This is a genomic window from Bellilinea caldifistulae (assembly GCF_001306055.1).
In the GTDB taxonomy this organism is placed as follows: domain Bacteria; phylum Chloroflexota; class Anaerolineae; order Anaerolineales; family Anaerolineaceae; genus Bellilinea; species Bellilinea caldifistulae.
In genome coordinates this window covers 1-21,042 of sequence record NZ_LGHJ01000002.1, presented here as the reverse complement: position 1 = coordinate 21,042, position 21,042 = coordinate 1, and the positions used below count along the sequence as shown (strand labels likewise).

20 protein-coding genes, 1 tRNA gene and 1 CRISPR repeat array are annotated in these 21,042 nt (G+C 58.7%); of the genes, 7 read left to right on the top strand and 14 right to left on the bottom strand.

Going from position 1 to position 21,042, the window contains the following annotated elements; genetic code table 11:
• Window positions 1–11: 11 nt before the first annotated feature.
• Together AC812_RS00405 and AC812_RS00400 are read left to right on the top strand one after the other, a co-directional pair.
• A complete protein-coding gene (locus tag AC812_RS00405; RefSeq protein WP_061913011.1) occupies window positions 12–413 on the top strand; it encodes a Fur family transcriptional regulator in 402 nt (133 codons plus the stop codon).
• Window positions 410–952, top strand: a complete 543-nt coding sequence (locus tag AC812_RS00400) for a GNAT family N-acetyltransferase (protein ID WP_061913012.1) — start codon at window positions 410–412, stop codon at window positions 950–952. The genes AC812_RS00405 and AC812_RS00400 overlap by 4 nt, the downstream gene beginning before the upstream one ends.
• Here the strand turns inward: AC812_RS00400 and AC812_RS00395 are convergent.
• The 3 genes from AC812_RS00395 to AC812_RS00385 are packed head-to-tail and all read right to left on the bottom strand — an operon-like array spanning window position 949 to window position 4,180.
• On the bottom strand, window positions 949–1,848 hold the full coding sequence (locus tag AC812_RS00395) for an NgoMIV family type II restriction endonuclease (RefSeq protein ID WP_061913013.1): 900 nt from the start codon (window positions 1,846–1,848) through the stop codon (window positions 949–951). The genes AC812_RS00400 and AC812_RS00395 overlap by 4 nt on opposite strands.
• An 8-nt stretch (window positions 1,849–1,856) precedes the next feature.
• A complete protein-coding gene (locus AC812_RS00390) occupies window positions 1,857–3,251 on the bottom strand; it encodes a DNA methyltransferase (protein ID WP_061913014.1) in 1,395 nt (464 codons plus the stop codon).
• On the bottom strand, window positions 3,248–4,180 hold the full coding sequence (locus tag AC812_RS00385) for an alpha/beta hydrolase (RefSeq protein ID WP_082148861.1): 933 nt from the start codon (window positions 4,178–4,180) through the stop codon (window positions 3,248–3,250). The genes AC812_RS00390 and AC812_RS00385 overlap by 4 nt, the downstream gene beginning before the upstream one ends.
• 24 nt (window positions 4,181–4,204) lie before the next feature.
• On the opposite strand from AC812_RS00385, the gene AC812_RS00380 reads away from it, so the two are divergent.
• The 4 genes from AC812_RS00380 to AC812_RS00365 all read left to right on the top strand — a co-directional run bounded on the left by AC812_RS00380 (window position 4,205) and on the right by AC812_RS00365 (window position 6,107).
• Window positions 4,205–4,280: transfer RNA gene (locus tag AC812_RS00380), tRNA-Pro, on the top strand.
• A gap of 80 nt (window positions 4,281–4,360) precedes the next feature.
• A complete protein-coding gene (locus tag AC812_RS00375; RefSeq protein WP_061913016.1) occupies window positions 4,361–4,708 on the top strand; it encodes a hypothetical protein in 348 nt (115 codons plus the stop codon).
• Between the two features lie 30 nt (window positions 4,709–4,738).
• Complete coding sequence (locus AC812_RS00370) at window positions 4,739–5,479, top strand: dolichyl-phosphate beta-glucosyltransferase (protein ID WP_201797682.1); 741 nt, start codon at window positions 4,739–4,741, stop codon at window positions 5,477–5,479.
• Entirely contained in the window at window positions 5,454–6,107 is a 654-nt protein-coding gene (locus tag AC812_RS00365; RefSeq protein WP_061913017.1) for a ribonuclease HII, read from the top strand. The genes AC812_RS00370 and AC812_RS00365 overlap by 26 nt, the downstream gene beginning before the upstream one ends.
• On the opposite strand, the gene AC812_RS00360 is transcribed toward AC812_RS00365, so the two are convergent.
• Window positions 6,097–6,855: a class I SAM-dependent methyltransferase gene (locus tag AC812_RS00360; RefSeq protein WP_061913018.1), complete on the bottom strand. Its 759-nt coding sequence runs from the start codon at window positions 6,853–6,855 to the stop codon at window positions 6,097–6,099. The genes AC812_RS00365 and AC812_RS00360 overlap by 11 nt on opposite strands.
• 101 nt (window positions 6,856–6,956) lie before the next feature.
• Here AC812_RS00360 and AC812_RS00355 point away from each other — a divergent pair, with 101 nt between their 5' ends.
• Entirely contained in the window at window positions 6,957–8,546 is a 1,590-nt protein-coding gene (locus AC812_RS00355) for an elongator complex protein 3 (RefSeq protein ID WP_061913019.1), read from the top strand.
• Window positions 8,547–9,262: 716 nt separating this feature from the next.
• Here the strand turns inward: AC812_RS00355 and AC812_RS00350 are convergent.
• The 10 genes from AC812_RS00350 to AC812_RS17380 all read right to left on the bottom strand — a co-directional run bounded on the left by AC812_RS00350 (window position 9,263) and on the right by AC812_RS17380 (window position 20,800).
• On the bottom strand, window positions 9,263–10,366 hold the full coding sequence (locus AC812_RS00350; RefSeq protein WP_061913020.1) for an aminotransferase class I/II-fold pyridoxal phosphate-dependent enzyme: 1,104 nt from the start codon (window positions 10,364–10,366) through the stop codon (window positions 9,263–9,265).
• A 123-nt stretch (window positions 10,367–10,489) separates the two neighbouring features.
• Complete coding sequence (locus tag AC812_RS00345; protein WP_061913021.1) at window positions 10,490–11,503, bottom strand: C40 family peptidase; 1,014 nt, start codon at window positions 11,501–11,503, stop codon at window positions 10,490–10,492.
• Complete coding sequence (locus AC812_RS00340) at window positions 11,490–12,551, bottom strand: mandelate racemase/muconate lactonizing enzyme family protein (RefSeq protein WP_082148862.1); 1,062 nt, start codon at window positions 12,549–12,551, stop codon at window positions 11,490–11,492. The genes AC812_RS00345 and AC812_RS00340 overlap by 14 nt, the downstream gene beginning before the upstream one ends.
• 4 nt (window positions 12,552–12,555) lie before the next feature.
• Window positions 12,556–13,476 (bottom strand): ribosome small subunit-dependent GTPase A, encoded by a 921-nt coding sequence (gene rsgA / locus AC812_RS00335; protein WP_061913023.1) that lies wholly within the window; start codon window positions 13,474–13,476, stop codon window positions 12,556–12,558.
• A 23-nt stretch (window positions 13,477–13,499) separates the two neighbouring features.
• On the bottom strand, window positions 13,500–15,728 hold the full coding sequence (locus AC812_RS00330) for a penicillin-binding transpeptidase domain-containing protein (RefSeq protein ID WP_061913024.1): 2,229 nt from the start codon (window positions 15,726–15,728) through the stop codon (window positions 13,500–13,502).
• A gap of 28 nt (window positions 15,729–15,756) precedes the next feature.
• Window positions 15,757–16,428: a Maf family protein gene (locus AC812_RS00325; protein ID WP_082148864.1), complete on the bottom strand. Its 672-nt coding sequence runs from the start codon at window positions 16,426–16,428 to the stop codon at window positions 15,757–15,759.
• A gap of 107 nt (window positions 16,429–16,535) precedes the next feature.
• Window positions 16,536–17,095: direct repeats of the CRISPR family, unit length 36 nt; unit sequence GTCTTAATGCCCTTACGGGCATTTATTGATTCGGAC.
• A 232-nt stretch (window positions 17,096–17,327) separates the two neighbouring features.
• Window positions 17,328–17,999, bottom strand: coding sequence for a response regulator (locus AC812_RS00320; RefSeq protein WP_061913025.1), 672 nt, complete (start codon window positions 17,997–17,999; stop codon window positions 17,328–17,330).
• A 47-nt stretch (window positions 18,000–18,046) separates the two neighbouring features.
• Window positions 18,047–18,685: an HD domain-containing protein gene (locus AC812_RS00315; protein WP_061913026.1), complete on the bottom strand. Its 639-nt coding sequence runs from the start codon at window positions 18,683–18,685 to the stop codon at window positions 18,047–18,049.
• 21 nt (window positions 18,686–18,706) lie between these two features.
• On the bottom strand, window positions 18,707–20,083 hold the full coding sequence (hutI, locus tag AC812_RS00310; RefSeq protein ID WP_236839228.1) for an imidazolonepropionase: 1,377 nt from the start codon (window positions 20,081–20,083) through the stop codon (window positions 18,707–18,709).
• A 561-nt stretch (window positions 20,084–20,644) separates the two neighbouring features.
• Window positions 20,645–20,800 carry a hypothetical protein gene (locus AC812_RS17380; RefSeq protein WP_157235356.1) on the bottom strand — a complete coding sequence of 52 codons (156 nt, stop codon included), beginning with the start codon at window positions 20,798–20,800 and terminating at the stop codon, window positions 20,645–20,647.
• Window positions 20,801–21,042 lie beyond the last annotated feature (242 nt).

Genomic DNA, 21,042 nt, shown 5'->3' with positions numbered 1-21,042 from the left:
ACAGTGTTGAAATGAAATCTTCCTCAGTTGATGCAGCCATTCTGGACGTGTTAAACGCCCATGCACCCGGCCACCTGACGGCGGCGCAGGTGTACGAGCAGATACAACCCCGCCTGCCGGCGGTTAACCCCTCCACCGTTTACCGGGCATTGGAACGGCTGGCAAAGAAGGGGCACATTTCGGTATCGGATATTGGCAGCGGTGCGGCAGTTTATGAAGCCTTCAGCGATCCTCCGCATCACCATTTGGTTTGTCAGCAGTGCGGCAGGGTGGAAACGCTCTCTCACCAGCAAGTAGAGGGGCTGTTTTCCGGCATTGCCGGTCAGTACAGTTATAAAATTGTCACCAATCACTTGATTTTGTTCGGGATTTGCCCTGCCTGCCAGAAGTCAGAGGAAGGGACGAAACCATGAACGCCGAAAACCTGAACCTGATTCAATTGACCCCCGAATGGCGCGAGGAACTGTTGGATCTGGCGCGGGATTTTCACGCCGCAGGGGATACCCGCTTCAACGGTTTGCTCAAGGGCAGTGATGAGACCTTTTTCATCTTCCTGCAAAATCTGGCAGAGGAAAGCCGGGAGGACGACCTACCGCCGGGTGTCGTGCCGCAAACGACTTTCTGGCTGGTGGGTGATGAAAAGACTCTGCTTGGTTTCAGCCGGCTGCGCCACCGCATGGCAGATACGCTGCTGGAAAAAGGCGGTCAAATCAGCGTCGAAATCCGCCCCTCGGAGCGCGGCAAGGGTTATGAGGATGCCCTGTTGCGCCTGACGCTGGCTCAGGCTGCCGCGATGGGATTGAGCGAGGTAAGGTTGACCTGCGCGGAAGAGGACACCGAAACTGCCACACGGATCGAGGCAGCCGGCGGCGAATGGGTCGAAACGCGCACCCTGCGACGCTCGAGTCGGCAAATCCGGCTATACCGGTTAGTAACTCAATCACAGATTTAGAGCAACAAATCGAAAGGCAAGTCGCTGATGTCCCGCAAGCGCCGTCCTTCGATGAGGGTATTGAGCATATCTTTTTGATCTTCCAAGCTGCTCCCGGTATTTTCAATTAATTCTTCAATGGCTTTCTGTAATTCCGGGAGCGCAAAGTGGTATACACAGTCCAAATCGCCAGTACCCAACGCCAGAGAGGCAATTCGCATCGGCAAAGGTTCACCGGTAACGGCCACAATTTTTGGGACGCTTCCCTTGCGGTTACGAATGAGATTTAATGCTTCCGTCCGCGAATTCTGACCACGATCACTTCGCAAAGTCCATTTACAAGAAATACTGGCATGCAATATCAATTTTTCCGGCGCATTGGAACGAAAGATAAATGGAGAAAACGCAGCAATTTCTTCGTCATCAGAAATGACTTCTCTTTGAGGGCGGTTGATATTTGAAGGATAAACAGGCTTTTTTGCTACGACAATATCCGGCTTGATGATGTAATCTCCCCCAAGTGTGGCAGCAATTTGCGGATTTTCACGGCTCAATTTTTCCAAAGCAGCTAAATGTTCATATTGATCGAATCGTGAAATCGGGATGCTGGTGTAATAGAGCCACTCGCCAACCCTGAGGTGAGTGAGCAGATCAAGTGCATTTTGTAAGAAGTTACGCGTAATTTCCTCAAAGCGTCCACCGGCTGTTTGAGCTGTGATGGATTGATCCTCAACAAAGGTTATACTCTCCGTATTGATTTTTTCGATTAATTTCCACGCAATTGCAATGCTGTTTTTGCTGCTGCTATCAGCAAAAGATGGATATCTACTACCCTTGTCAGGATGAGTGTTAAGACGAACAATCTTTTGGAGAATTTCTTGATGATAGTTTTTCCTTAGTGAACTGAGCTCGCTCATTGCTCCCTCTAGGCAGGTTTATAGAAACCGATTACATATTCCTCGTGCATTCGTTGTTGAATTTGTGATTCGGAATTATTTTGTAGAGTCGCTGGCATCATACGTTTATCTCGATCTAAATTTCTTACTCCAATTTCAGGAACAATAAAGCCCAATTGTTTACCAATATCCGCAAGACAGAGATGTGTTTGAGTATTTCTACCCCGCAAAATCGAGGTGGCAACCACGACTATGGCACATTTTCCCGGCTTCAAAACCCGGTAAATTTCCGTTAGCACCCGTTTCATTTCCGAATAATACCGTTCGAGCGCCATGCCTTTCCGTTTATCCAATGAGGATATGTCCACGATAACAGATTGGGTATAAGCAGGAAGAACTTCGGCGCTGGTTCTGGGTTGCGACTCAGCGCCAATATATTCACTTCTTTTACTGCTCAGGGAGGAAATGGAATACCCCAGCCAGACCAGTGAAAACTTATGCGCTCGCATGTAATCAATTGCATTGGAGGCATAGGGAGGCGAAGTTACTATCAAGTCAACAATATTGTCTTTCAAAGGGATTTTTTGAGCATCGCTGAGGATGTGATAAACCGGCAACGAGGTTATCTCTTGCAGGCCTCTAATGTTGACTTTGAGTTTTTTCTCAAATTCCTCAAAAGGAGAACGATATTTCTTGACCCAATGAGAGCGAGGTGGCTGGCTTTCTTCAATTTCTGAAAACAGGATTTGGCTGTTTTTATCAAGGACTTGCTTAACACGATGAGGCCGTGTGTGAGCTAAATCCAACGCCATCGAAACGCCACCGGATTTCGTAATAATAATTCCCGAAAACACGACATCAAAGAAACGACGCAGGGCAAGGTCATCAATTTTTTCAATTTGAATTCGTAACGAGGCCAGTTCTCTTTGAACAGATTTCAAGAACCAGTAATCAACAAATTGGCGGGTTTCATCATCCCACCGGCTTTGGAGATAATTTTCGATGATCTCGGGAGAAGTATCCAGCATCATGCGGGCGGCTTTTAGCAGGCGCAAGCCTGTTTCGTACACCGCTAACGGTTTCAACGAGCAGGTTTTGACTTGAGAAATTTTCAACGCCAGCGGGTCAATATCCAGACCAATACCAATCCGCTTGGCCAGTCGTGCTTCCAGCACAGTTGTTCCCGATCCATTCATAGGATCAAGGACAATTTCTCCAACGTCCGTAAGATTTTGGATAAATACATGGGGTAATTGAGGCGGGAACTTAGCCGGGAATGAATGGAAGTTATGCGATGCGTAAGAACTCTGCATCTGGTGAAAATCCAAATCGCCTTGCAGTAATTCACTCAAGGTCTTGAGTTGTTTTTTTATGTCGGAGGATGCCACGACCATTTTCCAAGCCTGTCCGAAATTTGTATTCATTCTATCATACCCGGCAGGATGCTTCCGTACCAGCGCAGGTAATTTTCCACCTGACTGCGCCAGTAATCCTCGTCGTGGGCACCGGGGTTGACCCGCCATTCATGCGGGACGCCCAGCTCGGCAAGCCGGTTGTGAAATTCCTCAATCGCGCGGTAGTAGCGGTCTTTTTCCCCAACATCGAGATACACGGCCGGGAAACTTTCGGCAGAATTCTCCTTTAACCCAATTGTCAGGCGGCTTTCCATGCCGTAAAACGGCGGGGCAGAGTGCCCGCCAATGGCCGCAAATCGTCCGGGTCGGGTCAGGCCGATCATCAGCGCCCACCCGCCCCCCCGCGAAAGCCCACCCAGCGCGCGGCAGGCTACCTCCCGGCAAACCGCCGGATACTCTCCAACCAGCCACGGTAAAAATTCTTCGAGCAGAGCCAGATCATAACCGCTTTCGTAGGGATTGCGCAACGAGTATTCCTCGTACGGCAGGGCAATCACCAGCGGTGGGATGACCCTTTCGGCAATCAGGCGATCAGCCGTCTCGGCCAGACCCAGCCCCAGCCACTGCCCGGCATCTGCCGACTGACCGTGCAGCAAGACCACCAGCGGAAAGGTCTGTTCGGAATTCGGCTCAAAGCAGGGCGGCAGGTACAGGTAACCCCTCAGCGGTTTGCCGATCACCGCTGAAGGCTGGCTGAACGGCTCCACCCGTCCGCCTTCCAGCCGGCAATCGTCTTGGGGGATTGAGGCGGCGGTGGGCTGCGGCGCAAGCGTCGCCGTCGGGGTGGCTGGTCTGCCGGCAGGCAGCGGTGTGGCGGTTAAGGTTGCTGCGGTCTCGGGCGGCGCAGCGACCGGCAGCGCCGGTACGCAGGCGTAAACCAGCCATCCCAACACCACCAGCCACAACCTTGCCGTCCTTCTTCCTTGACGATTAAGCATGGTTCGGATTATACTCTGACCCGCCGGGGTGTAGCGCAGTTGGCAGCGCACCGCGTTTGGGACGCGGGGGTCGGCGGTTCAAGTCCGCCCACCCCGACCATACGGCCAGAAACCGCCGAGTCCACTCGGCGGTTTGTCCGATAAACCCCAGCCTGATTTTGAACATGTGGAAGCCCAGCCATGATGAAACTGCTCAAACGAGAGAAAACCCCCTCCAGTTTGCCCTCACGCTTCGATGTAGTCATTGAAGCGGTGCGCTATAATGAGGACGGCAGCCTGAAAACCGCCCGAATTTACGAGCGGCGCGGCCCAACCTGGTCTGACCGCCTGCTGATTTCCCGGCAGGAATTGCTGGAGCGTCTTAAGAAAGGCCAAAAAGTGGTCATCGGCGCCCGCAAGCCCTATCTGGCCAGCACTTTCGAGGTGTTTGGGAATGTCCGGCTGGTCAACCATAACGGGCGCGAGGTGTTGATCAGCGGGGATAGCGAAGCTCCGCAGGACAGCCTGCCCCAGGCACCTTTGTTCTAATCAGTTTTTTCAACCTTTTTCAACCATACTTTGACCTCACCCCTTCTTTCCATCATTATTCCCGCCTATAACGAAGAACGGCGGCTGCCGGATACCCTCCAAAAAATTGCCAATTTTCTGCTCCGGCAGGATTACACCTACGAGGTGGTGGTGGTCGAAAACGGCAGTACCGACCGTACCCTGGATATTGCCCGCCTGTTTGAACAGGATTATCCCTTTGTGCGCGCCATGCACCTCGAAGGACGCGGCAAAGGGCTGGCGGTGCGGGCCGGCATGCTGGCGGCTGAGGGTGAATACCGTTTCATCTGCGATGCCGACCTTTCCATGCCCATCGAGGAAGTCAACCGCTTCATTCCGCCGCTCAAACCGGAGGGGGACATCATCATTGCCTCGCGCGAGGCGCCGGGTGCCGTGCGTTATAATGAGCCCATCTACCGTCATCTGAGCGGACGGGGTTTCAATCTGGCTGTGCGCCTGCTGGCTTTGCCCGGTTTGCGGGATACTCAGTGCGGCTTCAAGTGCTTTTCAGCCGAAGCCGCCGAGACAATCTTTCCGCTGGTGACCATACACGGCTGGACATTCGATGTGGAAGCCCTCTACATCGCCCGGCGGCGCGGTTATCGCATTGTGGAACTGCCCATCCCGTGGTACTTCAACCCCGAAAGCAAAGTCCACTTGCTCCGGGATTTTCGGCAGGTGGTGCGGGATCTGCTGCGTATCCGGCGCAACGCCCAACAGGGGGTTTATGATGCGCACCCCGCTTCGGACTGACCGCAGGGCATCCCCCACGTTGAGCCTTGAGCGTCAGTTGTGGGACAGCGGCTGCCGGTTGGTCGGCGGGCTGGACGAGGCCGGGCGCGGCGCGTGGGCCGGCCCGGTATTTGCGGCGGTGGTGATTCTGCCGGCAGGGTGCGAGGGTGAGCACCTGTTGGCGGGTGTGCGCGATTCCAAGCAGATGACTCCCCGCCAGCGCGAACACTGGGCCGAAAAGATCAAACAGACGGCCGAATACTGGGGAGTTGGTGCAGCCTCCCCGCAGGAAATTGACGAAATGGGCATTGTACCGGCAACCCGCCTGGCGATGCAGCGTGCCTTACAGGCCAGCGGGGTCACTCCATTGCATCTGTTGATTGACGCCCTGCGCCTGCCGATGCTCAACATTCCTCAAACCGCACTGATTCGCGGCGACCAGCAATCGCTGAGCATTGCCGCCGCCAGTGTGCTGGCTAAAACTTCCCGCGATGCGTGGATGCGGGCTCAGGAGGAACGCTTCCCCGGGTATGGGTTTGCCACTCACAAGGGCTACGGCACCGCCCGCCACCGAGCCGCATTGGAGCGGCTGGGGGCCTGCCCCCTGCACCGGCGCAGCTTCGCGCCGGTTATGCGCCTTACTCCCTGATCTTTCTCCATACCTGATACAAGCCCAGTCGCCCGCCTTCGCCGTCCGACTCAAATTCCTCGATGATTTCAAAGCCGCTTGCCTCTGCCAGACGGCTCAATTCGAGGCGCGAAAACAGGTGGACATAACGCAAGCCAACCTGCTCCGCCTGCCCCGACAGGTGATGCCGCCAGTCCAGCAGGGTGTCGCCCTCTTCCAATTCCCCTTCCTCAATCCCAACCCGCCACCACGGCTGAATCCGCGCCAGCCAGCGCGGTGAGTGCTGAAACTGCCACTCCGAGTGGATGAACAAACCACCGGACGGCAACAGACTGTTGACCTGCTGGAGGATTCGCCGCCGCAGCTCATCAGAGGGAATGTGGTGCAGCACCGCAAAGGCCAGCACGACATCCACCGGAAAGCCAGCGGCAATTTCCACCCAGTTGGGGTCGGCAAGATTGGCGCGGGCAAAGCGGATATCCACCCCGCCGGGCAGAGCAGATCGCAGGGCAGCGCGGGCTTCTGCCAGCAAGACGGGCGAGGCATCCAGTCCAAGGTAGGAGCCGGTCTGCCAACGCCGGTCGAGTTCCAGCGCCAGCGTGCCAGAGCCGCAGCCTAAATCCAGCAGGCGCCCGCCCACCGGCAGGTTTTCCAGCACCCGGCGCACGCCGGGCTGAAGGCGCCGGCGGGTGGCGGCAAAAGCAGCCCCAAAATTCTGGTAAAATTGGTCGTTAATCTCAAGAAGTTTTTGGATCGTTTCGGCACGCATTGGTTTTACATCAGAATGCAAGCTGGTTTGCGCTCAATCATACCGCAAAGTATGCTTGCCGCAATGCCTTGGTTTCGACGGTATAATTTTAGCGGTGAACTATGGACAAACAACTCTGGCTGGCCAACCGCCAGTTGACCCCCGATAAAATGGAATACGCCCGCGCCGTGCTGGAAGATGTCCGCAACGGGACGGATGTCTTTCAGGCCGTCCGCCGCCATCCGCTGCCGGGAGGCGGTTATCTCTCCAAGTCCATGCTGGTGGCGGCTTACCGCGCCCTGACCGAAAACGGCGAATGGCCGGCCGATGATGACCTGCTCGCCCGCCTGCGCATGAAGCCGGTGCGCACTCTCTCCGGGGTGACCACCGTGACCGTGCTGACCAAGCCCTATCCCTGCCCGGGTAAGTGCATCTTCTGCCCGACCGATGTGCGCATGCCCAAAAGTTACCTCCCGGATGAACCCGGCGCGGCGCGCGCTTTTCAAAACGACTTTGACCCCTACCGTCAGGTACAAACCCGTTTGGATTCCTACCGCGCCAACGGCCACCCGACCGATAAAATCGAACTGCTCATTTTGGGCGGCACATGGAGCGCCTACCGCCGCGATTACCAGGAATGGTTCGTGCAGCGCTGCTTTGACGCGATGAACGGCTTTGACTCGCCTTCGCTGGTTGAAGCCCAGCGCGCCAACGAAACAGCCGCCTGCCGCAATGTCGGGCTGGTGATTGAAACCCGCCCGGATGAAATCACCCCGCGCGAGATCGCCTGGCTGCGCTATCTGGGGGTGACCAAAGTCCAGATGGGGGCGCAGTCGCTGGACGACCGGATTCTGGAGATCAACCAGCGCGGACACACTGCCGCCCAAACCCTGAAAGCCACCGCCCTGCTGCGGGCAGCCGGCTTCAAAGTGGTGCTCCACTGGATGCCCAACCTGCTGGGCGCCACGTTGGAAAGCGACCGGCAGGACTTTCAACGGCTGTGGCAGGGCTACTGCCCGGATGAGATCAAAATCTACCCGTGTCAATTGCTGGAAAATGCCGACCTGTACGCATACTGGCAACGCGGTGAGTACCATCCGTACACCACCGAGGAATTGATTCACCTGATTGCCGACCTCAAACCCAGCATCCCGCCCTACTGCCGGGTCAACCGGGTCATCCGCGACATACCTTCCACCCACGTGGTGGAAGGCAACCGCCGCACCAGCCTGCGTCAGGACGTGCTGGCCGAGTTGCAGCGCCGCGGACAGTCCTGCGGTTGTATCCGCTGCCACGAGGTACGCGGCGAAAAGGTGGACCCGCAAACGCTGACTTTTGAGGATTACACCTACACCGCCGCCGAGGCGGAGGAGCATTTCCTGCACTACCGCACGCCCAACCGCAAGATTGCCGGTTACCTGCGCCTTTCGCTGCCATTGCTCGGTGCACCCGACATTGGGCTGGCCGATTTGAGGGAGGCAGCCCTGATCCGCGAGGTGCATGTATACGGTCAGTCCCTGCCGGTTGGCATGGATCAGGAAGGGGCGGCCCAGCACAGCGGATTGGGTACGCGACTGATTGGCGCCGCCGAGGAGATCGCCCGTCAGCGGGGATTCACGAGAATGGCGGTGATTGCCGCCATCGGCACGCGCGGCTATTACCGTCAGCGCGGCTTTGAGATGGGCGAATTGTACATGGTCAAGGATTTATAAGGCGTCCAACGCCAGCGAGCGCAGCAATCTCCTGCCAAAACGGGAGGAAGATGCTAAAAAAATTCTCCCGCATGAGGGAGACATGCGGGAGAGGCGATCAGGAAGAGTACGGACGGCGCCCTGCTGACCGGGCGCAAGTCCCGGCTTAGGGGCGCAGAAAAGTATCCCACAACCGATCAGGGCGATTCTCTCGGCGGGGTGGATACGACAGGCAGGGGTGTTCCGACGGCAAAATCATCCTCAATTTTTGCGTTCTTCGGATTGCAGACCGATCAGACTGAGTGCCACGAACATCGTCCCTACCGCTGCAACAACCAGATAAACCACTGTAGCCATTTTGACCTCCTCCTCCTGAAGGACCACACCAGTTAAAGGAGCCGTTCATCACGCTGCACATCAGGAGGCTCTTGAATTAATATAACCCTCGTTTCACCCAAAGGGTTCACGCGTTCGACGGGTTTTGGACCTGTCTGGGGGGTTCGTTTCGACCTATCCAAATGACGAGGCAGGTCTCATACTCACGGCCCCCTGCTTGTGCAGACATTTCATACTCTCATTGTAGCAAAAATTTGCTGCAATTCAAATAAAAATTTTGTAAAGTCCGCATAAAACACGCCGGGTTTCTCAATCAGGTATACGGTTAAACCCCCCAAAAAGTTCCCGCTTTTTTCGCCGCATTCTCCAAACAGGTAAAACTTTCGGCAGGGGAAAAGCCCCTAAAGCAGTTTTCCCAGTGTATCCAGCAGGCGCTCGATCTGCTCGCGGCTGTGAGTGGCGAAGATGGCAATCCGCAAGGCGCCGCCCGGCGGCGTGGAACTGTACGAGGTCACATGCGCCACGCAAATATCCCGCTCAAACAAGTCGGCGCGCAGGCGGGCTAAATCCACCCCCGGACGCGCCCGCAGGCAAAGGATGGGAACCGGCGAATCGGGCATCTCCCAGCCCAGCCGGCGCAGTCCGCTGCGCGCCAGGGCCACATTTTCCCACAACCGCTGACGAAGATGCGGTTCGCTGCGGGCAATTTCCAGCGCTTTGGCGGCGGCTGCGGCAGCCGGCAATGGCGGCGGACTGGCGGCCACATAAACCCGCGCCTGACTTTCAATCTCACGGATGCGTTCCCGGCTGCCAAACAGGATTCCGCCGTAGCCGCCCAGGGCTTTGCTGAGCGTGGCGCATACCTGCACCCCCTCGGAGGCACTCACCCCCAGCCACTCGGCCGTGCCGCGCCCATTCGCTCCCAGCACCCCCACGCCGTGAGCATCATCCACCCCCAGCAGACCATCCCGGTCTTGCACCAGCGGCAGGTACTCATCTAACGGGGCCGTCTCGCCGGAGATGGGGAACAGCCCGTCCGTCAGCACCAGCGGACGCTCCCCCGCTCGAAGGTGAAGACGCAGACTTTCTGCCAGATGAGAAGCGTCACGATGACGGAAGAAGTGCAGCGGTTTACCGCTGGCGCGGGCGGCGTCGCCCAATGAGTAATGCGCCGATTCATCCACGAAGAGGCGTTCAAAACGCCCGGCTAGCCCCTGAACCAGCGCCGCCCCGCCCAGATAACCGGAGGCGTAGTACAATGCCGCCTGTGAATCGAAAAAGGCGCACACCTGCTTTTCCAAGGCATCATAAACTGCGTGTTCGCCATATCCGCCGCGCGAGGTGGCGGTGCTCATCCCATAACGTTGGATGGCCTGCCAAGCGGCTTGTATCACCTGCGGGTGATTGTGCAGCCCCAGATAGCCGGTACCGGAGAAGTAATCCCGTTCCCGCCCGGCAATGACCACTCTTGCCCCCAGCGGGGTTTCAAATGCCAGACCGGTCATTTCAGGTAACCCGATTTTCGGACAGTAAGGCTTTGTTCAAGGAAATCCCGTCCTCCCGCCTACCTGAGGGAAGAACCTCCCCGGCCGCCTGTGGCGGCTCGCAATGAGGGCAACACCATCATCTCACCCCAAACCGCCGTTGAGATAGGTGCGCGCCCCGACAAAATGCTCGCGCAGGTAGGCATCCTTCTGGATATTGTCGTAATACACCCCGTTGCGCGAGCGCGAAGAATGCACAATCTCCCATCCGCCCAGGCTGATGGCCACATGGGTGATGCTGCGCTTTTCGCCGTTTTCGCCAAAAAAAGCCAGATCGCCGGGCTGCATTGCCTCCGGCTCGACCGGCCGGCCGTCTTCCATCTGCATATCCGCATCACGACGGATGCTAATCCCCACCCACCGGTGGAGCAATTGCGCCAGCCCGGAGCAATCAATCCCGTGAGCCGTGGTGCCGCCCCACAGGTACGGCACACCGATCAGCCGCGCGGCATCCGCGACGATCTGGGCGCGGCGGGCGGATTCGCTCTGCGGCAGGCTGGTCAGACTGCGCAGGTCCTCCAGCGGCAGCCAGCCGCTCTGGTGGGCTTGCAGGTAAGCCCAGCCGTCTTGTTCCTGCCAGACCTGCACGAACGTGCCGCCCAGCACACGGGTCAGCAGGGGGGCATTGAGGCGCGGCTCGCTGCGCAGCAAACCCACCGCCGCCACGACCAGATGAGTCGGCGGAGGGGCCGGTTGCTCGTGCAGATAGGGGCGATAAGTCCAGCCCAGATACCCATCATCGCAGCGCACAAACGCCCAGCGATCCTGCTCTTCGAGCACCTCCACCCGGCGCCCGTACAGCAGTTGGGTCAACTGCTCAGCCAGAAAAGACGGCTGGCGGTGCAGGCTGGTCAGGTTGGTTGCCACCGTCAGGGTTGCCGTAGCAGAACGGCGCAGCACCCGCACGGCGTGAGCGTCCATCGTCCAGCCCGGCGGCAGGTGCTGGCGCAATTCTTCCAGATTCGATTCTTCCAGCACCCGACCGCTCAAGATCACCTGAGAATCGGTTTGTTTTTCGATGTGCAGGTCAAACAGATGTTCGCGCTCATCGCGATGATGAGAGGCAATTTCTTCCAGCAGGATTTCAATGCGATTCATGGTCGTTTTTCTGCTCCTCAACAGCTTCCTCACGCTTCAAAATGACTCCCAGACCGGGACGTTCCGGCACGCGGATGCGCAGGTTTTTATCGTAGGTAATGCCCTCGAAGGGATCGTTGGCAATCAGCAGGGGCGCATCCAGATCAATCCACTCCGCCAGCCCGCACAGGTGCGCCATGGCGGTCGTACCCAGGGAAGTTTCCACCATGCAGCCCAGCATGATCTTCAAGCCCAGTTCACGGGCGCGGTTCAACATGCGCAGGGTGGGGGTCAAGCCGCCGGCTTTCATCAGTTTCAGGTTGACTCCGGCAACGCCGGCTCTGGCCAGTTTTTCGATGTCCGCCAGGGTGCGCACCGCTTCATCCGCCACCAGCGGAATGGGGGTGAGTTTTTGCAGTTCGCCCATTTGCTCAATTTCGTTGACGGCGAGGGGTTGTTCGATCATCTCCAGATCGAGACTTTCCATCAGACGGATGTTGTCGAGAGCCTCCTCAAATGACCAGCCGGCGTTGGCGTCCACCCGCAGGCGGGCATCCGGACGGGCGCTGCGGACGGCGCGCAGACGGGTCAGGTCATCTTCCGACCCCAATTTGACCTTGATGATCGGAAATTCGGGATGGGCGGCGGCCTGTTCGGCCATCGCATCCGGCGTGTCAATCGCAATGGTGAAAGAAGTCGGCAAACCACTGGGATAAGGCAAACCCAACAAGCGATACAGCGGCAGGTTGTGAGTTAAGCCGATGCAATCATAGAGGGCTAAATCCAGGGCGGCGCGGGCGGCCGGGGGGCCTTCTTCTCCCAGCCATTCTTCAATTTCGGCGGGGGTTTCAGGCAGGCGGCAACCCGACTGCGACATCTTCTTCCAGTATTCTTCAAAACTGGCGAAATCCACCCCGTAATAAGGCGGCAGGGTGGCTTCTCCCCAACCGGCGTCCTTTTCCAGCCGCAGCCAGTAGGTCTGGCGTGTTTCACTTACGCCATACGAGAGGCGGAAAGGATTGCGCAAAATCAGAGTCAACTTTTGCCACTGCATTCGACACGTAACCATGGGTTTATTCTTCTTCCTCCTCCCCGAAGCGCATCCGCAGGTAGGACTGGTAGCGGCGCGGGGAAATTTCGCCGCGTTGCAGGGCGGCCTGCACCGCGCAGCCGGGTTCGCTGCGGTGGGTGCAATCACTGAAAGCACAGTCCTGTACCAGTCCGCGCAGTTCCGGAAAGTAACCGTCCAGTTCCTCCGGCTGCACATCCCACAGCGCCAGCATGCGCAAACCGGGCAGGTCAGCCACGTAGCCGCCGTCTTTCAGGGGAAACATCTGGCGGATGACGGTGGTGTGGCGGCCCTTGGAGGTCGCCTGACTGACCTCGCGCACCGCCAGCCCCAGTTCCGGCTGGATGGCGTTCAGCAGGCTGGATTTACCCACCCCCGAAGGCCCCGCCAGCGCCGAGAGTTTACCTTTCAGGCAGTCGTGCAGCTCCTCAAGCCCCTCACCGCTCTTGACCGAGGTGAAAATCACCGGATACCCCAACGGCGGATATTCGGCAAACAGGCGGCGGGCTTCTTCCGCCGTCACCAGGTCGGTTTTGTTGGCGACAATCCACGGCGGTATGCCCTGCTGCTCGGCAATGACCAGAAAACGGTCGAGCATGCCCAGCCGCGGAGCCGGATTGGCGCAGGAAAACACGAAGACCACCTGATCGGGGTTGGCCAGCAGCACCTGTTGGTACTCTCCGCGGGCGCTGGGGGCTTTGCGAATGAGAGCGTGCGTGCGCGGTTCGACTTCTTCAATCACACCGCTTCCATCCGGCAGGGGGGTGAAACGCACCCGGTCGCCCAGTGCCACAATATCGCCCTCGGCAGGCTGTTTTTTCAACCGCCCGCGCAGCCGACAGACCCACGTCCCGTGTTCATTCTGAACCGTATAAAAGCCGGATAACAATCGCGTGACCTGTCCGTGGAGGGTTGGCTGATTCATAAATGTGCGGCGAGCGGCTCCAATCAGGGTTCGGGGGTTGGGCTGGGTTCGGGGGTGTCGGTGGGGCGTGGGGTGTTGGTGTACAGCGGCGTTGGCGTGCGGGTGATGTAGAAGGTGGACTCCCACGGGTACAGGCGGCTGGGTCGCCCGAAGAAGTACGACTCAACCACCCGCCGGAAGATTGGAGCGGCAATTTCCGAACCTTCGCCGGCGTTTTCGGCAATCACCGCCACGGCAATGTCGGGCAGGTCGCTGCGTTTGGCATCGGTGTAACCCGCAAACCAGGCGTGCGGTTTACCGCCCGGATTGCTGGCGGTGCCGGTTTTGCCGTAAACCGGCACCTGCAATCCCACCATCACGTATTGAGCCGTTCCGCGCCGGTTGGCAACCACGCTCCGCAGGGCATCCTGAATGATTTTGAGATTTTCCTCAGAAACCGGCAGTTTGCCCTGGGCTTCCGGCTGGAACGTAACAATCGGGTTACCGTCCGGGTCGGTAATTTTTTCCACCACCTGCGGGCGGTAGAGCGTGCCGCCGTTGCCGATGGCAGCCATGAAGCGCGCCACCTGCAAGGGGGTGACCAGCATGGTGCCCTGTCCAATCGCCAGCTGCACGGCATCGTTTTCATTGGCGGGGTTGGGCATGTTGCCGGCAATTTCGGTGATCTGGTCAATGCCGGTCGGGCTGCCCAGTCCAAAAGCGCGCGCCATTTTGGAAACATCCTCGGTGTAACCCTGCTGGTAGAGCGAAAGGCCAATGTGGTAGAACCACGGGTTGCAGGAACGCATCAGCCCTTCCGGGAGAGTCAGGCGGCCGCTGGCAGGAACTTCTTTTTCATAAGTCCAGTCGTAGAGGGTGATGCCGGGCAGTTCGGTGAAGGTGTAACCGCAGTCGTATTCGCTTTCGGCGGTGAAGGCGCCGGTTTCGAGGGCGGTGGCCATGGTGATGATTTTGAAGACCGAGCCGAGCGGGTAACCGCTTTGGGTGGCGCGGTTGAGCAGGGGTGTGGTGGCCGGGTCGAACAGGTCGTTCAGCAGCCAGCGGCTGTTGTAATTATTGGGATCGAACAGGTTGGGGTCAAAAGAGGGCGAAGAAGCCATTGCCAGCACCCGCCCGGTATCCCGCTCCAGCACCACCACCGCCCCGCGAAATCCCTCGATGGCGCGCTGCACCTGCAGCTGAAAATCCTTGTTGAAGGTGGTGTAAATCGAGTTGGAAGGCGCCGAATCGCGCTGGGCAAGGCGGGTGATGGTCACCCCCTGCGGGTCGACCACGTACAACGACGCCCCGCGCTGACCGGCGAGATACGACTCGCCCCACAATTCCAGACCGGCCCGTCCGACCCGCTCATCGCCGCGGTAGCCGCGCCGGCGGTATTCATCCAGTTCTTCCGCCGGAATCGGCTGAACATAACCGGTGACGTGCGGAGCGGTGCTGTCGAAGTAGTAGCGGGTGTTGTAGGTGGTCATCACCAATCCGCCGAGCGAGGAAAGCACCTCAAAGCGGCGCTGGACGGCCTGCGCCGAAACATCCGCCACCGGAATGTACCAGTCCGGGGCGGCAAATTCGTACAGAGAACGGATGTAGTCGGTGTTCAAACCGGTCAGGTTGGAAAGTTCCACCAGCAGGGCGCCTTCCTTGCCTTCCTCGATCTGTCCGGGGACAATGCCGAGCGCCACCGCATCGGATTGAGCCGCCAGAGCGCTGCCTTTGACATCGTAGATGTTGCCGCGCGAGGGGATGCTGATGTCCATCACCAGTCGGTTGCCGCCGCGCAACTCCGGCAGAATCATGCCGTCCTCCCACTGCACCTTCCACTGCCCGTTTTGCAGAGAAAGGTTCATCAGCGTATCGCGGGAAAGGCTGCCGAGCAGCACCGTCTGATAGACGGCGCGGTAAGCCACCTGGGCTTCCTGCGGGTTTTTGATCAGCGCCTGGGTGATTTCAAACTGCGCCTGCTGCAGCGACATGGTCACGGCAACGTCTTTCAACCGTTTGGAAAATTCCTCGTACGAGAGGGCGTCCCGCGAGAGGAGGGTCAACTGGTCGTACATTGCCTGATAATTTTCGTTCTGCCACGCATCCAGAAAAGCGCGCGCGGCGCTCTGCACATCCGGCGCGGGGGTGATGTTGACCATTGGCGCGCGCAGGGTGGGTGTGCCTTCCGGACCGGTGGGCAACGGGGTGGTTGTGGCGGAGGTACAGGCGCTAAGCAGCGCCAGCAGAAACATCAACATCGAGCGGACTTTCATGGTTTCTCTCCAGAATGGCCGGCCTGATTCAGCCAACCGACTCGCCGTTAAGCACAGCCTGCCAGATGGGACAGGCATACTTCAGATTGGATTGACACGCGCGAGGCACATCCTGCGGCGGGGTAAGCTCCAGCCGGGCTGCCAGCCGCTGCAGATGACACAGCGGCAAGCCCATCACGCTGGCAAAACAGCCGCCGAACTCCACCACCGGACGGAAGCGGGGGTGCTGAATGGCGTAAGCGCCGGCTTTGTCGAACGGGTCGCCGCTTTGAATGTACTCCTCGATCTCGGCGTCGGTGTAATGGCGCATGGGAACGTGGGAAATGCAGACATCCTGCACCAGCAGGGCGCGCCAAACGTCCATCAGCGCCACGGCGGTATAGACCTGATGGGTGCGGCCGCGCAGGCGGCGCAGCATGGCGCGCGCCTCGGCGGCGTCAGCCGGCTTGCCGAGGATGCTGCCGCCGTCGGCGACGGTGGTATCGGCGGCCAGCACCACTGCCGGCTCGCCGGTGTAGCGGACGGCAACGGCGCGGGCTTTTTCACCGGCAAGGCGCAGGACGTACTCCGCCGGCGGCTCGCCGGGCAGGGGGTCTTCGTTGAGATTGGCGGGGTCGAGTTCAAACGCCCAGCCGCTCCACGCCAGCAGCTGGCTGCGGCGGGGCGAGTTGGAAGCCAGAATCAAACGCGGTTGTGCCATACGCGTTCGATTCTAACACAAGAGCGGGCTGGCTTGCGGTCGGTTTTAGGGCGGAGGGGAAGGGGAGTTGCGCCGCGCTGCCGGTTGAGCGGGAGGGGTGCGGAAACAGGCGAAAGCCCTTACGGGCATTGATTGATTCGGACGAGGAAACTGAACGGCTATGTTTTCCGTCAAGAGTTAGCGTCTTAATGCCCTTACGGGCATTTATTGATTCGGACAGGGGTGAGCCCTTGCGATAATAAGCGCAAGAACAGTCTTAATGCCCTTACGGGCATTTATTGATTCGGACAGAATGGATAAAGTGATGGGGTATATCGAGGATGTGATGAAGTCTTAATGCCCTTACGGGCATTTATTGATTCGGACTTACATCGTGCCGTTCAAAGACAAGGCGACTTTGGTGTCTTAATGCCCTTACGGGCATTTATTGATTCGGACAAACGGGCAGAATGGAAGGGGTATAAGATTTTATATCCCGTCTTAATGCCCTTACGGGCATTTATTGATTCGGACTTTACTATTGCGAGGCAATGAACAATTGCTTGCACCTTTATGTCTTAATGCCCTTACGGGCATTTATTGATTCGGACCTTCGAGATACTGGTCGGGGCATTAGTTATTTATATGGTAGGTTTTAATGCCCTTACGGGCATTTATTGATTCGGACTGCTGACTCGTACCTGCTTTTCTCCAATGTTTTTTCTCATCAGTCCAAATTACTGTCATCATTCTATCATTTTCTTCACCAAAAATCAACCGTTTCTGGCAAAAAATTTGCCTTTGCGTACAATTTTAATCTTTGCTGCGTACCCCCCTGCCGGTTCCACCAAAAAAATACCGATTTCAGGAGGGGGGTACGCATAATCTATGCGCAATGCTTGCCCCCATGCACGCTCCCCTCACCCGCTCCCGCCCGCATCGGGCTGCACCGGCGGCTGCTGGCGCCTCTTAAACTCCTCCAGCGTTTTCAACAACTGGTCAAGTTCGGCCTGAATCTCGTTGCGGTCGGCAACCGCCTGCGCCAGCAGCGCCTCAAAGGCCGGCTTTTGCGCCGGCGGCAGGGTGTTCAGCAGCCGTTCCGTGCGGCTGATCTGGGTCTGCTTGTGGCGCAGTTTGCTTTCCAGCCGTTCGCGGTAGCCCTCGTAAAAATCCTCGTCATCCAGCGGGCTGTGCAGCGTGCCGGTTGCCATCTGGCGGGTAAGCACCTCCGCCACCGTCAGCAGGAAGTCCTCCGGGTCGAGCGGTTTTTCGATGAAATGCGCCGCCCCAAGGCTGTAGGCAAACGCCTTGTCCTCGGCGGTCAGGTAAGTTGCCGAGATGAAAATGAAGGGAATCCGCCGCGTGGCAGGGTCTTTGCGGATGGCGTGCGCCAGGCTGTAACCGTCCATCTTCGGCATGAGGATGTCGGTGATAATCAGGGCCGGTTTTTCCTGAGCAATCCGCTGCATGGCTTCCTGCCCATTGCGGGCGGTCACCACCGGGTAGCCCTTGAAACGCAGGGTGGTTTCGATGAGTTCGAGGACGTTTGGGTTATCTTCCACAACCAGAATCGGGCCGCTGGGTATGTTCATGGGTTCTTTCTCACCGGTTTGTTGATCAGGGCTTCATCCAAAGTATATCAAAAATCACCGTGAATTTCACCCATCAGTCTTGTAAAGAAACCTTCCAGGTAGGCGTGTCTTTCCTCGGCAATCCGGCGGGCGGCGGGGGTGAACAGGCGTTCTTTGACCCGCCGCAATTTGTAGAGAAATTCGTGGTAGGCGCTGTGCGGCTCGGCGGGTTCTTTTTCGCCAGTTTCCAAAAAACGCGCCGAAGGCGGGGCGTAAGCTGGCTGGCCGTTTTGCTGGGCGTAGCCCAGCACGCGCACCACACCGATTGCCCCCAGCACATCCAGTTTGTCGGCGTCGAACAGCACTTTGGCTTCGAGGGTGGCGGGCGGTTCGCGCTGGTCGCGGTAGCGGTGGGCGCGAATGCAGTGCTGAACGGCGGCGATGCGCTCCTCCGCCCAGCCCTCGCGGCGTAAAATTTCGGCGGCGATCTCCGCCGATTGGTGATGGTGGTCGGCGCGGTTCTGTTCGCCGGGGTGGCTGCCTTCGATGTCGTGCAGCAGGGCGGCGGCGCGCACAATTTCCAGGTCGGCGCCTTCGGCTTGCGCCAGGCGTTCTGCCATGTGGTAAACCCGCTCGATGTGGTCAAAGCCGTGGACCGGGTCGTTGAGCGGGTACCACTTCCGTGCGGCTGCTAAATCCAGTGTCATGGGTCATTTTCTCCGCTTGTCTCAGTAAATCAACTCGCCACGCTTGAAAAGGTGCGCCGCCAGGTTGCCGCCAAAGCGGTAGCCGAGATGGCGGTAATCGCTGACGGCGAGAATCAACAGGTCGGCTTGCTTGCCGGCTTCCAGCGAGCCAATCCGCCCGGCCTGACCGATGGCAGCCGCGGCGTTGATGGTGGCGGCGGCAATCGCCTGCGCCGGGGTCAGGCGCAGGTAGCGGCAAGCCAGCGCAATCACAAACTGCATGCTCTCGCACCAGGCCGTGCCGGGGTTCAGGTCGGTGGCCAGCGCCAGCAGCCCGCCGGCTTGCAGAATTTGTGCGGCGGGGGTGTAGTGCGGGTCAGCCAGTCCAAAGGGGGTGCAGGGCAGCGAGACTGCCACGGTCTCGCTGGCGGCCAGCGCGGCAATGTCCTGCGGCGAGGTCTTGACCAGATGATCGGCCGAAACCACCCCCAGTTCGGCAGCCAGCGCCGCTCCGCCGAGGTTGTCGAATTCATCGGCGTGAATTTTGAGCGGAAAGCCCAGCGCGCGCGCCGTTTCCAGAATGCGGCGGGACTGTGCCAGGTTGAAGGCTATCGTCTCACAGAACACATCCACAAACGGTAGCGGGCGGCCGGGGGCGTGGGACTGCCACCACTCGCGCACCTCGGGCAGCATCTGCGTACACAGCAAATCCACGTAGCCATCCGGGTTGTCTTCAAATTCAGGGGGGATGTCGTGGGCGCCCAGGTAGGTGGGGAAAATGTCCATCTCTTCTTCGGCGTCCAGTTCCAGCAGGGCCTGCAGTTGATGCAGCTCGCCGGGGTGCTGGAGGGCGTAACCGGTTTTGGCTTCGGCGGTGGCGGTGCCGTGCCGCAGCATGGCTTGAATGCGCGGGCGGGCCTGGGCTTTGAGTTCCTCCACGCTGGCGGCGCGGGTAGCCCGCACGGTGGAGCGGATGCCGCCGCCGGCCGCCGCAATTTCCTGGTAGGTTTTGCCCTGCAGGCGCAGTTCAAACTCGGCAGCGCGGTCGCCCGCCCAAACCAGATGGGTGTGCGGGTCAACGAAAGCCGGCATGACCACCCGTCCGCCGGCGTCGAAGCGCGGTTCGTTGGGGTAGGTTTGCAGGAGGATGTTTTCCGGCCCGATGGTTTCGATGATGCCGCCGCGAATCAGCACCGCCGCATGCGAAAGCAGGCCGAGGTTGCCCAAATCGGCGCCGCGCTGCGGCCCACCGGCCAGGGTCAGTAATTGGGAGATGTTGTGGATGATCATGGGTTTTGAAGGATGAGCAAAAGCGGTTGAGATTAGTTGTATTTTACCGTCAATTTGGGTCAGGGTAATCAAACAAATTGCCGGAAAAAATGGCATGTCGTTGCGAGCGAGCGCAAGCGAGCGCGGCAATCTCTCGCAAGACCGGCGGGGAGACCCCTCACTCCGTTCGGGGTGACATTAAGGGGTTTACTTCATTGCAAGCGAGCGCAGCGAGCGCGGCAATCTCCCGCAAGACCGGCGGGGAGACCCCTCACTCCGTTCGGGGTGACATTAAGGGGTTTACGTTATTGCGAGCGAGCGCAAGCGAGCGCGGCAATCTCTCGCAAGACCGGCGGGGAGACCCCTCACTCCGTTCGGGGTGACATTAAGGGGTTTACGTCGTTGCGAGCGAGCGCAAGCGAGCGCGGCAATCTCCCGTAAGACCGGCGGGAAGACCCCTCACTCCGTTCGGGGTGACATTAAGGGTTTTACGTCATTGCAAGCGAGTGTTAGCGAGCGCGGCAATCTCCCGCAAGACCGGCGGGGAGACCCCTCACTCCGTTCGGGGTGACATTAAGGGGTTTACTTCATTGCAAACGAGCGCAGCGAGCGCGGCAATCTCCCGCAAGACCGGCGGGGAGACCCCTCACTCCGTTCGGGGTGACATTAAGGGGCTTACGTCGTTGCGAGCGAGCGCAGCGAGCGAGGCAATCAGAACGGGGCGGCGGGCGTAGCCCGCCGCAGGGCGGAGCGCATACCGGCGGGCGTAAGCCCGCCGGTGAGCGTAGCCCGTCCCGTTCTTGGCGTGAGGCGCAAAGCCGAGCGATTATGAGCGAGCAACAAGCGAGCGAATGCGAGGCTTTGCAAGGGGAAGCCCCCCTGGGGGGGCGGGGGTTTGAGGCGGGGGGGGTTGAGTGAGGCGGGCTTTGCCCTCCGAACGGGATTGTTTAGGGCAGTTTTAGCCGCTTGTGGAGCGGAGCGGAACAAGCGGCGTGAAGAAACTGCCCGTACCATGAGTTTAGGGCTTGTCCTGTGCGTGGTCTGGTGTTTACGCAAGGTGCAAGCCCTTTGAATACCACTTTTTACACCACTATATATTGGGTGTCAAT

What these genes read in the sequence shown, in the direction of transcription:
- AC812_RS00360 (WP_061913018.1), bottom strand. Translation starts at nt 6,855, where the DNA reads ATGCGTGCCGAAACGATCCAAAAACTTCTTGAGATTAACGACCAATTT.
- rsgA (WP_061913023.1), bottom strand. Translation starts at nt 13,476, where the DNA reads ATGAATCAGCCAACCCTCCACGGACAGGTCACGCGATTGTTATCCGGC.
- AC812_RS00365 (WP_061913017.1), top strand. Translation starts at nt 5,454, where the DNA reads ATGATGCGCACCCCGCTTCGGACTGACCGCAGGGCATCCCCCACGTTG.
- AC812_RS00345 (WP_061913021.1), bottom strand. Translation starts at nt 11,503, where the DNA reads ATGAATCGCATTGAAATCCTGCTGGAAGAAATTGCCTCTCATCATCGC.
- AC812_RS00405 (WP_061913011.1), top strand. Translation starts at nt 12, where the DNA reads ATGAAATCTTCCTCAGTTGATGCAGCCATTCTGGACGTGTTAAACGCC.
- AC812_RS00390 (WP_061913014.1), bottom strand. Translation starts at nt 3,251, where the DNA reads ATGAATACAAATTTCGGACAGGCTTGGAAAATGGTCGTGGCATCCTCC.
- AC812_RS00340 (WP_082148862.1), bottom strand. Translation starts at nt 12,551, where the DNA reads ATGGTTACGTGTCGAATGCAGTGGCAAAAGTTGACTCTGATTTTGCGC.
- AC812_RS00400 (WP_061913012.1), top strand. Translation starts at nt 410, where the DNA reads ATGAACGCCGAAAACCTGAACCTGATTCAATTGACCCCCGAATGGCGC.
- AC812_RS00355 (WP_061913019.1), top strand. Translation starts at nt 6,957, where the DNA reads ATGGACAAACAACTCTGGCTGGCCAACCGCCAGTTGACCCCCGATAAA.
- AC812_RS00375 (WP_061913016.1), top strand. Translation starts at nt 4,361, where the DNA reads ATGATGAAACTGCTCAAACGAGAGAAAACCCCCTCCAGTTTGCCCTCA.
- AC812_RS00315 (WP_061913026.1), bottom strand. Translation starts at nt 18,685, where the DNA reads ATGACACTGGATTTAGCAGCCGCACGGAAGTGGTACCCGCTCAACGAC.
- AC812_RS00350 (WP_061913020.1), bottom strand. Translation starts at nt 10,366, where the DNA reads ATGACCGGTCTGGCATTTGAAACCCCGCTGGGGGCAAGAGTGGTCATT.
- AC812_RS00325 (WP_082148864.1), bottom strand. Translation starts at nt 16,428, where the DNA reads ATGGCACAACCGCGTTTGATTCTGGCTTCCAACTCGCCCCGCCGCAGC.
- AC812_RS00320 (WP_061913025.1), bottom strand. Translation starts at nt 17,999, where the DNA reads ATGAACATACCCAGCGGCCCGATTCTGGTTGTGGAAGATAACCCAAAC.
- AC812_RS00330 (WP_061913024.1), bottom strand. Translation starts at nt 15,728, where the DNA reads ATGAAAGTCCGCTCGATGTTGATGTTTCTGCTGGCGCTGCTTAGCGCC.
- AC812_RS00395 (WP_061913013.1), bottom strand. Translation starts at nt 1,848, where the DNA reads ATGAGCGAGCTCAGTTCACTAAGGAAAAACTATCATCAAGAAATTCTC.
- AC812_RS00385 (WP_082148861.1), bottom strand. Translation starts at nt 4,180, where the DNA reads ATGCTTAATCGTCAAGGAAGAAGGACGGCAAGGTTGTGGCTGGTGGTG.